This window comes from Pseudoalteromonas sp. UCD-33C, from assembly GCF_001306895.1.
Lineage (GTDB): Bacteria > Pseudomonadota > Gammaproteobacteria > Enterobacterales > Alteromonadaceae > Pseudoalteromonas.
The window spans coordinates 17846-29013 of record NZ_LJTB01000021.1; the positions used below are offsets into that span (position 1 = coordinate 17846).

Sequence of the window (11168 nt, forward strand, 5' to 3'; positions counted from 1 at the left end):
ACGATGAAAAGAGTTATTTTATTAATCACAGTGTTTGTGATGTGTTTTTTGGTGTTTACGCTGGTAAAAACACCCGCTGCCGTTGCACTTGATTTAGCCAAGCCACATTTACCAAAGCAATTACAATTAGGTAAAGCCAGTGGCACGCTATGGGACGGTCGCATTATGCAGGTACGTTTTGATGGTGAGCAATTAAATAATGTGCGTTGGCAGTTATCGGGCTGGTCACTGTTCACAGGTAAATTAGTGGGTACGGTACGCTTTGGGGATCCTCGTGATAAAGCGGATATTTCAGGCCATGGTGATTTTTCATATGGTCTCTTTAACCAAGCTATCACTGTGAAAAAGACGATGTTACGCTTAACGGTTGAGCGTGCTATGGAGCGTTTACAACTTCCTTTGCCGGTTAGTGCGCAAGGTCGTGTGATTGTAGATTTAGATGAGTACAGCTCAGGCGAGCCTTACTGTGAAAGCCTAAGCGGCGAAATCGCGAGCCCGAACATTGATGTGAAAGGAATGAACAACTGGTTTAGCATTGGTCCTCTGAGCGGTCGTTTAAGCTGTAAATCCGGTGATGTAGCTGTGCTTGTTGACCCAGAAAACCGTTTAGGGCTTGAAGCTGATGCAGTCCTAAAAGCGAATCTAGACTTTAAAGTAGCTGGTTATATTAAACCTGAAGCAAGCTTACCAAAAGAAGTGCATGATGCAGCTAAGTTTCTTGGTCGTCCTGATAACGAAGGCCGTTATCCGCTTAACTTTTAAATTGGATTAATCGAATAATATGCAATTACCTGAGTTTTCAAAGCAGCAAAGTGAGCTTTTAAGTCAGTTTTTAGCGCAGCATCAAGATGCGCTTAGCTTGTCGCAAACCCAAGGCTACTTATTTGCGGTGATCTGTGCTCCTGAGCCGCTTGATGTTCATCAGTGGTTAGAAGAGGTTGCACCTGGCTCTGATGGGAAAATGGACGAGCAAGTGCTGTTTGCATTTATGGCTTTATATCAACAGATCAGCGAACAAGTATTCGAAACGGGTTTTGCATTACCTGTGAGCCTACAGCTGAGTTCTCAAGGACAACAATACCTAGATATTCAAGAATGTCAGCATTGGAGCCAAGGTTTTATGCATGGTGCGCAAGGTTACGTTAACAAGCTATTAAGCGCGCCACAGTTAGCTGATGAGCTTAAAGAGGCGTTGGCTAGTGCACTGCAAAGCTTAGGCTTTTTTACCCTTGAAACGAGTGAAATTGCAGCCCTTGCAACTGATAATGGTTTATCTGAAGGGCAACTATGCCAGCAGCAGTATGAAGTTATGAATGAATTCGCCGCTGGCTTTGCTGAGCTAATTGAAGTCGTTGCTGTAAATAGCCAGCTATATAATGATGAGGGCTGGAACTAACCCAGCTCTAAAAGAATGTCTGTGCAACCTTTGGCACAGCTTACAACGCCTTTACCAGGCTGATCAGTCTTCAAATTTAAGGTAAGGGCGCCTTTACATACTTCACAGTATAAGGTTTGCCCCTTACCCAGCTTTTTTAACATATTGCGCTGTTTGGCAAACGAGTCGCTGGTTTTTTTGTTTAAAGCTGAAAAGTCCATTACTTGTTTAGCCTTTCTTCAAGTGCGTTCGAGACAATACTACATACTCGATTTAAGCGCTCGCCATAAAAATATAAGTTAATATCTTTTTCACGGCAGTAGTGTAAGTGAAAAACTTGTAGTTTATCGTCAGTGGTAAATGTCTCTTCAATATACTCAAGCTCTGAATTAGATAAATTCAGCTGTGATTTAATATTATTCTTAGCCATATTTGCCGCAGGACTTCGGTTGACTTTACTGGCATCAGAAATAAGGCTAACGCCTTCACCTAGTAACCTTTCTCTTGGCTCTTTGATCAAAGGATGATCAATCGTGAAAAGTGCTAAAATAATAAGCACTAAAATAAGAAATTTTTTCATAGCACAATAATCTTTGATCTAAATAAATACGGTATAGGTGCAAGTTTAATAAAATGGTCGTTTTAAAAGCAAGCAGATAAGATTAAATAATTAAAACGTCGTATTTTCGATCAATCCCTGAAATTTTCTATAGATTGAGTATAATGCTCTATAGATTTAAAGTTTCAGAAATCTTTGAACGTAATGAGATGTATTCTGATTTGCTTATTGGCACAGAGAATCTCTTACTGCAAACATATGTTTGAGTATTATTTCCTAGTGGCGTTGAGGAATTTTAATGGATAAACAGATTAAGGTTAAAAATATCCCAACGGAAGTAAAAATCCAGAAACCGGAAAACGCTTCCCTCGATGATAGATTTAATCCACGTAACCGTATTTATGTCCGAGCTGTAACGGGTTTACACCAATTGTTAAGACAACGGATTGGTTTTGTCGGCATGCTTGCATTTATGCTACTACCTTGGATTAACTTCCACGGTCAACAAGCTGTGTTGTTCGATTTGGTAGGGCAAAAGTTTAACATTTTTGGTTTAACGCTTTGGCCACAAGATCTGACTATCCTTGCTTTCATTCTCATGTTGGCGGCGTTTGCCTTGTTCTTAGTAACTACTTTCTATGGACGGGTTTGGTGTGGCTATACTTGCCCGCAAACCGTTTGGACCTTCATTTTTATTTGGTTTGAAGAAAAATTCGAAGGCAGCGCAAATCAACGTAAGAAACTAGATCAACGCCCAATGGACTTTGATAAGTTTTGGCGCAAAAGTGCTAAACACGGCAGCTGGTGGTTATTCTCGCTTTATACCGCATTTACTTTTGTAGGTTACTTTACGCCAATCCGTCAGCTACTGCCTGATCTGTTTACCCTTGATGCAACCGCGTATTCGTATATTTGTCTAGCCGTATTTGCTGTGTGTACCTATGGTAATGCCGGTTGGATGCGCGAGATTATGTGCTTACACATTTGCCCTTATTCTCGCTTTCAGTCAGCTATGTTCGATAAAGATACTTTTACCGTGAGCTATGACGAAGCACGTGGTGAAAGCCGTGGTCCTCGTTCACGTAAGCAAGATCCAAAAGAGCTCGGCTTAGGTGATTGTATCGACTGTAACTTATGTGTGCAGGTCTGCCCAACGGGGATCGATATTCGTAACGGCTTACAATACGAGTGCATTAACTGTGGTGCATGTATCGATGCGTGTGATGGGGTGATGGATAAAATGAATTACCCACGCGGGCTCATTTCCTATACCACCGAGCGTAACTTAGAAACGCCAGACAACAAAACACATGCACTGCGCCCTAAGTTAATTGGCTATCTAGTTATCTTAGTCGTGCTATCAGGGGCGTTAGTAGCAAATATTGCGATGCGCAAACCGATGGAACTCGATATTATTCGTGACCGTAACCAGCTATATCGTGTTGACTTTAATGGTTTAGTCGAAAACACCTATACACTAAAAGTAATTAACAAAGCTCAACATGAGCAAACCTTTAACATTCGTGTTGAAGGACTCGATAACTTTGAGTACATCGGCAAACAAACATTCACAGTACCTTCTGGTGAATCTTATAATGTGCCACTGTCATTAGTTGTTGATCCTTATGATTTGAAAAAGCCTATGACGAAGTTTGAGTTCGTACTTTCTGTCGATGGTGAGCCAGATGTGCAGATTTCGCAGCCGAGTAACTTCTTTAAGGCGCGATAATTAAGTACACTGAGCGAATGAATAAAAAGCGGGATTTTCCCGCTTTTTTTATATGATGAGGCATTATGAGTAAATTTAGTTTTGTAGACCTTACACCCGATTCAATTCTAGATGCAGTTGAAAGTATCGGTGTTTATGCTGAATCAGGTCTGCTGGCCTTAAATAGCTACGAGAACCGTGTTTATCAATTTAAAGCAGAAGATGGCCATCGTTATGTTGTTAAGTTTTACCGACCAGAGCGTTGGAGTAAGGCGCAAATCTTAGAAGAGCATGCGTTTGCATTTGAGCTTGCCGAGGCTGAAGTGCCGGTTGTTGCGCCTGTTATTATCGAAGGGCAAAGCTTATTTGAGCATAATGGTTATTTGTTTACGTTATTCCCAAGTGTGGGCGGGCGCATTTTTGAAGTTGATAATTTAGATCAACTCGATGTACTTGGCCGCTTAATTGGGCGAATGCACCAAGTAGCTAAGGCAAAGCCATTTGAACATAGGCCTGTAATCAGCTGCGAAGAATACCTTCAGACAGCTAAAGTTCAGTTACAAGCAAGTAACTTGGTGCCAATGGCATTAGAGAACGCCTTTTATACTATTTTAGATTTGGTGATTAAAGAAACCACAGAGCAGTATAAAAATGTTGAAACCATCCGCCTGCACGGCGATTGCCATGCTGGTAATATATTGTGGTCTGGTGACGCGTTAATGTTTGTTGATTTAGATGACAGCCGACAAGGGCCTGCAATTCAAGATCTTTGGATGATGCTCAGTGGCGATCGTAACAACCAACTGTTACAGTTAGACACCTTAGTGGCTGCTTATGAAGAATTTTGCGACTTTGATCACAGCCAATTAAAGTTGATTGAACCACTTAGAGCAATGCGAATGGTGCATTACATGGGGTGGTTGGCAAAAAGGTGGGATGATCCTGCGTTCCCACGGAACTTTTCATGGTTTGCTGAAGACAAATACTGGGAGCAGCAAATACTAGCGCTAAAAGAACAGCTTGCAGCGCTACAGGAAGCACCATTAAAATTATTACCATAAATTTTTAAAGTTAAGAAAGACGAGAAAACAATGTTTAAAAAATTAAAGTTAAGTCTACTCATTTTATGTTTACCTTTTGCGGCCCTTGCTGCTGATTTCGAAGCAGGCAATCAATACGAAGTATTAAAAGTTGAGAAAAGTGCAACACCTCAAGTAACCGAGTTCTTTTCGTTTTATTGTCCACACTGTTTTCAGTTTGAACCGGTCGCAAAAGCATTAACGGCAAGTCTTCCTGAAGGGACTGAATTTGTAAAAAGCCATGTTAACTTTTTAGGTGGTGTATCTAAGCAAACGCAAAGTAACTTAAGCTATGCCTACTTAATTGCTAAGCAACATGGCAAAGGTGAGCAAGTTGCTGATCAAATCTTTAATAGCATCCACAGACAGCGCGCTTTACTAAAAGATATAAAAGACGTGAAAGCATTACTTGCGACCAATGGTATTAGCAACGATGTATTTGACGCTGAAATTGCAAGCATGCCAGTGATTAGTGCTGAAAAAGCGATGCAAGATAAGCAGCAAAAATATTCAGATATGGGCGCCCTTACTGGTGTACCAACTTTTATCGTCAATGATAAATATAAAATTAATTTAAACACCATCAAGAGCCAGCAGATGCTTGATGAGTTAGTCGAATTTTTATTAAAACAATAATTTTGGAGTAAGAAGTAATGATCAAGTTAGTAAAAGCTGTATTAATGGCTGCCACGCTAGGTTTAGCGGCAAATGCCTCAGCTGCTCAATATGAAGAAGGTAAGCATTATGAAACGATTGATGCACGCGCTTCTAAAAAGCCTGAAGTAAAAGAGTTCTTCTCATTCTACTGCCCACACTGTAATAACTTCGAGCCAGTAGTGAAAGAGCTTAAAACACTTCTTAAAGATGGCGTTAAATTCAAAAAGAGTCATGTTGATTTTTCAGGTCCTCGTGACCCAGAAATTCAGACTATCTTAGCGCAAGGTTATGCGACGGCTAATGTGTTACCACAGAAAGACGCGTTAGTAGCCGCTGTGTTTAATCATATTCACGGTAAGCGTGCTCGTATTAACGAACTAGCTGATATGAAAGACATCTTTGTTTCACAAGGTGTGTCGGCTGAAGATTTTGATAAGTACTACAACAGCTTCTCTGTACGTACTATGGCGTCTAAGATGAAACGCGACCAAGAATATTACCAACAAAAAGGTGCTTTAAAAGGCGTTCCAACTTTTATTGTTAATGGTAAATACCGTGTAATCCTAGGTGCGGATTCAGGTATTAGCGATGCGAAGAGCATGGCAGACTTAATTAACTACCTAGCTGATAAATAAGCTTAGTTAGTTGAATTTAATAGAAAGCTCCGTTCGCGGAGCTTTTTTGTTGGTAAAGCAAATGCAAAAACTATTAGTTTCAAGCTGTTTGTTAGGAAATCCTGTTCGTTATGACGGGCAATCGCAAAATTTACTCCATCCTGGTTTAGAAACTCTTAAACAGCAAGGAAGGCTCGTTGCATTCTGCCCTGAAGTAGCTGGTGGCTTACCTACACCAAGGCCGCCTGCAGAAATCAAAGCGGGTAGAGTACTTACCAAAGATGCACAAGATGTCACAGTACAGTTTGCTTATGGCGCAGAACAAGCACTTAAGCTTTGCAAAAAGCAGGGCATTCGCTATGCGCTGTTAAAAGAATCAAGCCCTTCATGTGGTCGCAATACTATTTACGATGGTAGTCATTCAGGAAAGAAAATTTCAGGGATGGGATTAACTGCAAAGCTGTTAACCGACAATAATATAGCTGTATACAGCGAGCAGCAGTTGCCAGCGCTATTTGCTGCGCTGGCAGATTGATTTTATTTACGTTGTAAAAACACACCTGATTCGATGTGGTGGGTGTAAGGGAATTGGTCAAAAATCGCAAAACGTTTTACTTCATGGGTTTTGCATAAGTGATCAAGGTCACGCTCTAAGGTATCTGGGTTACACGAGATATAAATAATATTGTCGTAGTTCGCAACTAGGTCACACGTTAGCGTGTCCATGCCTGCACGTGGTGGATCCACTAAAATTGTTTGGCAGTTATAGCTTTTCAGGTCTATACCATCTAAACGAGAGAAAGTACGTTCGCCTTTCATTGCTTGGGTGAACTCTTCACTCGACATACGAATGATATCTAAGTTCTCAACCTTGTTCTGTGCGATATTGTATTGCGCTGAGTAAACCGATGATTTTGAAATCTCAGTGGCTAATACGCGGTCGAATGAGCCTGCAAGAGCAATCGAAAAGTTACCATTCCCACAATATAACTCCAGTAAGTCATTATTGAGTGGTTGGCAAAGGGCTTGTGCCCACTCTAGCATCTTGATGTTTACTTTAGCATTCGGTTGCGTAAAGCTATTTTCGACTTGTTGATAAATAAGCTCTTTACCGTTTACGTTTAAACGCTCGATAACATAGTCATTACCAATCACTTCTTTTTGCTTACGAGCACGGCCAATAAAATCAATCTTAAACTGTGTGCTCAGTTTTGCTTTAAGCTCTTTAATTGCTTGTAGCCACTGCTCATCTAGTTGTTTGTGATACAACAAGCTAACAAGGATCTCACCACTTAAGCTTGAAAGGTAATCGATTTGAAACAGCTTACGGCGCAGAACTTCATTGTCTTTTAAGTTTTCGATCATCGCTTGCATCACTTCACCCACTAAAGGTGCTGCAGGGTCAAACTCATCAACGCGGATCTTTTCTTTAGTTTGTTGATCAAACATGATGTGAAACAGGTCTTCACCTTCATGCCAAACACGAAACTCTGCACGTTGGCGGTAATGAATAGGATCAGAGCTGAACACTTCTAATTTTTCGACCCCAAAACGTCGAAACTGTGAGATGATGCGCTGCTCTTTCTCACTCAATTGTGCATCGTATTGAGTTGTATCAATTTTTATAACCGCCATGGCTGATTACCTTTTATCTCTTAGCTTTATAACGGCGCTATTGTAGGGAGCGCTGAGGATTTGTCTAGTTTTGTTATTTATTTTAGTGTCGTTTTTTTATACAAAAAACTTAAGTTTTGTGGTTTTTGGCCGATAATGAGTTAACCATAACATGGAGTCGGATCATGAAAATTGGCAACCTAGGCTATATGCCTAATACAAATGTGAATAAATACAATGGTAAACAGGCACTGCAGCAGCCTACCATTCAAAATCGTCAAGATAGTTATCAGCAACGCGGCAGAGAGCTCGCGGCAAAAGTTCTTGATGATAAACTTGCTGAGGCACTAGGTTTACCTAAAGCCGAAGAGAAAAAAGATAAACCCTTGTTCGACTTTGAAGAGATCGTGAAAAACGTACTCGACTTTGTTGGCGGCGCACTTCGTAAAGCAAAAGCCGATGGTGCTGATGATGAAAAACTCAAAGGCATGCTAGGTGATGCACGTAAAGGTGTGCAAATGGGCATCGACGATGCGTATGATGAGCTTAAAGAGTCAGGTATTCTTAACGATGACATCGAAGAGGGTATCGAAAAGTCTAAAGAAGGTATCTTTAAAGGTATTGATGAATTAGAAGAAGACTTGTTCAATCCTAAACCTAATGCGGTTTCAGTAAGCCAAGCTCAATACATCAGTTTAAGTAATAACGCAGAGTACACTTTCACCACCGCTGAAGGTGACGAAGTAAGTATTAGCTTTGCTGATGCATACGAAAGTAAGTCTGCAAGCAGTTATAGCAAAAATGGCGACAACGAAGCCTTTGTCAGTGAGTCTTCGCAATCACGAGATTTATCATTCTCGATGTCGGTCAATGGTGATTTAAATGAGCAAGAGCAGCAAGCTATCAATGAATTGATGGAAGATTTGCAGAGTGTTAGCGAAACATTCTTCTCTGGTTCATTAGAAGATGCCTTTGAACAAGCTAAAGAGCTTAACTTAGGTAACGAGCAACTCGTTGGCTTTACGATGGATCTGAAACAAACCAAAACAGTAGCAGCGATTAAAGGCTATGAAGAATATAAACCAGCCCCTGAAAAAGAAGTTGCTGAGAAAATAGCGCCATTTAATGACGACTTGAAACAGGCGTTTAATAAAGCGGGTGACATTGGTTTGCAAAATGAACTGGCTGGCATCTTACAATGGTTAAACCAAGATAAAGAAGAAGTCAGTAAGCTGGTGGATTATACCAAAGCAATGTTTGAGCAAATGAATAAGCTTCGCTCGGCAACAGAAGAAGAGGCTTAGTCCTTTCTTTCTTTTTATAAAGCTGCATGGCAAACTGCTGACCTTTGATGATCCGAGGTAAGCAGTTTGTCAGTTCATATAATGGTGTTTGATTCTGGTATAGGTGGAACAACCGTACTTGAACAGATCCAAGTATTGATCCCAGATGCTGATTATAGTTATTTTATGGACAATGCTTTATTGCCTTATGGCGCGCAAAGTCAGCAAACGATCATAGCCCGCCTTTTTGCGCTACTACAGTTTATCGAAACAGCAAACTTAAACGTTGATATCCTAGTTATTGCGTGTAATACCGCCTCTACCTCTGCCTTAGAAACTATTCGCCAGCACACAAATATAGAAGTTGTCGGGGTAGTACCTGCGATAAAACCCGCTTGCGCTATAAGTAACAGCAAACATATTGGTTTACTGGCAACACCATCAACCATCAAGAGTCGCTATACTGCAAACTTAATTAGTACTCATAGCCAAGACACACAAGTGAGCTTATATGGCTCAACTGAGCTGGTAGAAATTGCTGAAACACTATTTCATACGCAGAAAATCAATGAAGCAAAGCTTGAGAATGTATTGAGTGATTTAGCGATAGCAGAAGATATAGATGTATTGGTACTTGGCTGTACACACTTTCCATTACTAGCCAGAGCGATTAGTGACTACTATAAACAACAGATCTTCCTTATTGACTCAGGCAAAGCGATTGCTAAGCGCGTTGAAAGTTTAATTGCTCTACGAGGCTTTACTCTTACTACAGATAAAAAAAAGCCGCTGCACTATTATGCAACGGCTCCTATTGGTCATTCGCAATTAAGCGTTGAGCTTATTACGCTGACTGATCAGATCCCTCACGAAAGCTGTTAGCTTCGTTCTCTTGTTTTTGTTTTGCTTCACGCACTTTTAAAGTACGTTGTTGGAATTCGCTATCATTTAATTGATTGATTGCTTTATCTGCATCAGCTTCAGCCATTTCAACAAAACCAAAGCCACGACGTTTACCTGTATTTTTATCTTTTAATAAACGTACATTGAAAACTTTGCCTTGTTCTTCGAATAAAGCACGAACAACACCTTCATTAGCACGATAAGGTAGGTTGCCAACATAAAGTGTTTTTGTTTTTACTTCGGCCTCCTCACTTGACGCTGATGAAAGTGCTGCAATAACTAAAGCACCAATTAATAAGCCTGCACCAAATAGCAATGCTGGGTCTAAAGCTAAGCTTGCAAGTGCGAACTTAACAACCACAAAACCTAAAACAGCAAGAATAACGGAGAAAAGAAAAGATTTTTGATCGGGTAATTTCATTTTGATCTACCAATAAACAAGAAATAAACATTAATTTAACATTGTGAACTTGCTATCTTAACGAGTTAAATGAACATAGCAATGAAATTTGCATTAAATTATGAATATTGGCTTAAAAAACAGCCATAATAGCGACCGTTTTTGCTGTTTTCGGTAAATTTAGTTCGCTTTTTGAGCGAACAGTAAAAAGATCGAAAAAAAGTGTTGATCTGTTTTTGGATCTCCCTATAATGCGACCCCACTGACACGGCGGGCAGCTACGAAAGATGCTGAACAACGTAGCAGAGAGTTAAGTAAAACTTCGGTTTCAAATAATCGAAAGAAAGTTTGAAATTAAGTGTTGACTCGAAAAATTAAGGATGTATTATACGCATCCCTAGCGACAACGTCGCAACGTTCTTTAACAATATAAAGCAATCATCTGTGTGGGCACTCGTACAGATTGAGTTCTAACAGCAGATTCTAGTTCGCTAGATGACGCAAACAAATTTAGAGTCTCAATTGAACTGAGTGACCAACGGAAACAAGTTTACTTGTTTCAGCACAGTCAATTCGATTCGAAAGAATCAAAATTCAGAATTCATTGAGCACGAAACTTCGGTTTCAAAAAACTTTTAATTGAAGAGTTTGATCATGGCTCAGATTGAACGCTGGCGGCAGGCCTAACACATGCAAGTCGAGCGGTAACAGAGAGTAGCTTGCTACTYTGCTGACGAGCGGCGGACGGGTGAGTAATGCTTGGGAATATGCCTTATGGTGGGGGACAACAGTTGGAAACGACTGCTAATACCGCATGATGTCTACGGACCAAAGTGGGGGACCTTCGGGCCTCACGCCATAAGATTAGCCCAAGTGGGATTAGCTAGTTGGTGAGGTAATGGCTCACCAAGGCGACGATCCCTAGCTGGTTTGAGAGGATGATCAGCCACACTGGGACTGAGACACGGCCCAGACT

13 protein-coding genes and 1 rRNA gene are annotated in these 11168 nt (G+C 40.6%); 10 read left to right on the plus strand and 4 right to left on the minus strand.

The annotated features are described in order from the left end of the window. The first annotated feature begins 3 nt into the window (after positions 1-3). Positions 4-762: a type II secretion system protein N gene (locus tag AOG26_RS19955; protein ID WP_054564059.1), complete on the plus strand. Its 759-nt coding sequence runs from the start codon at positions 4-6 to the stop codon at positions 760-762. A gap of 19 nt (positions 763-781) precedes the next feature. Next, a complete protein-coding gene (locus AOG26_RS19960) occupies positions 782-1396 on the plus strand; it encodes a YecA/YgfB family protein (protein ID WP_054564060.1) in 615 nt (204 codons plus the stop codon). On the opposite strand, the gene AOG26_RS19965 is transcribed toward AOG26_RS19960, so the two are convergent. Then, positions 1393-1596, minus strand: coding sequence for a hypothetical protein (locus AOG26_RS19965; protein ID WP_054564061.1), 204 nt, complete (start codon positions 1594-1596; stop codon positions 1393-1395). The two genes, AOG26_RS19960 and AOG26_RS19965, sit on opposite strands and share 4 nt — an antisense overlap. After that, entirely contained in the window at positions 1596-1955 is a 360-nt protein-coding gene (locus tag AOG26_RS19970; protein WP_054564062.1) for a hypothetical protein, read from the minus strand. The genes AOG26_RS19965 and AOG26_RS19970 overlap by 1 nt, the downstream gene beginning before the upstream one ends. Before the next feature lie 277 nt (positions 1956-2232). Between AOG26_RS19970 and ccoG the strand changes: the two genes are divergently transcribed. The 5 genes from ccoG to AOG26_RS19995 all read left to right on the plus strand — a co-directional run bounded on the left by ccoG (position 2233) and on the right by AOG26_RS19995 (position 6527). Next, the gene (gene ccoG / locus AOG26_RS19975) at positions 2233-3663 is read left to right on the plus strand and encodes a cytochrome c oxidase accessory protein CcoG (protein WP_054564063.1); all 1431 of its coding nucleotides are present in this window, start codon (positions 2233-2235) and stop codon (positions 3661-3663) included. A gap of 65 nt (positions 3664-3728) precedes the next feature. After that, complete coding sequence (locus AOG26_RS19980; protein WP_054564064.1) at positions 3729-4703, plus strand: serine/threonine protein kinase; 975 nt, start codon at positions 3729-3731, stop codon at positions 4701-4703. Between the two features lie 30 nt (positions 4704-4733). Beyond that, positions 4734-5357 (plus strand): thiol:disulfide interchange protein DsbA/DsbL, encoded by a 624-nt coding sequence (locus tag AOG26_RS19985; protein ID WP_054564065.1) that lies wholly within the window; start codon positions 4734-4736, stop codon positions 5355-5357. A 17-nt stretch (positions 5358-5374) separates the two neighbouring features. After that, on the plus strand, positions 5375-6013 hold the full coding sequence (locus AOG26_RS19990) for a thiol:disulfide interchange protein DsbA/DsbL (RefSeq protein ID WP_054554856.1): 639 nt from the start codon (positions 5375-5377) through the stop codon (positions 6011-6013). 61 nt (positions 6014-6074) lie between these two features. After that, a complete protein-coding gene (locus tag AOG26_RS19995) occupies positions 6075-6527 on the plus strand; it encodes a DUF523 domain-containing protein (protein ID WP_054554857.1) in 453 nt (150 codons plus the stop codon). A 2-nt stretch (positions 6528-6529) separates the two neighbouring features. Here AOG26_RS19995 and trmA read toward each other — a convergent pair whose 3' ends face one another. Next, positions 6530-7627: a tRNA (uridine(54)-C5)-methyltransferase TrmA gene (gene trmA, locus AOG26_RS20000; protein ID WP_054564066.1), complete on the minus strand. Its 1098-nt coding sequence runs from the start codon at positions 7625-7627 to the stop codon at positions 6530-6532. 164 nt (positions 7628-7791) lie between these two features. On the opposite strand from trmA, the gene AOG26_RS20005 reads away from it, so the two are divergent. Beyond that, positions 7792-8910, plus strand: coding sequence for a DUF5610 domain-containing protein (locus tag AOG26_RS20005; protein WP_054554859.1), 1119 nt, complete (start codon positions 7792-7794; stop codon positions 8908-8910). Between the two features lie 66 nt (positions 8911-8976). Further along, a complete protein-coding gene (gene murI / locus AOG26_RS20010; protein ID WP_054564067.1) occupies positions 8977-9771 on the plus strand; it encodes a glutamate racemase in 795 nt (264 codons plus the stop codon). On the opposite strand, the gene AOG26_RS20015 is transcribed toward murI, so the two are convergent. Then, positions 9734-10213, minus strand: coding sequence for an RNA recognition motif domain-containing protein (locus AOG26_RS20015; RefSeq protein ID WP_054564068.1), 480 nt, complete (start codon positions 10211-10213; stop codon positions 9734-9736). The two genes, murI and AOG26_RS20015, sit on opposite strands and share 38 nt — an antisense overlap. A 615-nt stretch (positions 10214-10828) precedes the next feature. On the opposite strand from AOG26_RS20015, the gene AOG26_RS20020 reads away from it, so the two are divergent. Further along, a 16S ribosomal RNA gene (locus AOG26_RS20020) occupies positions 10829-11168 on the plus strand; the annotation flags it as partial.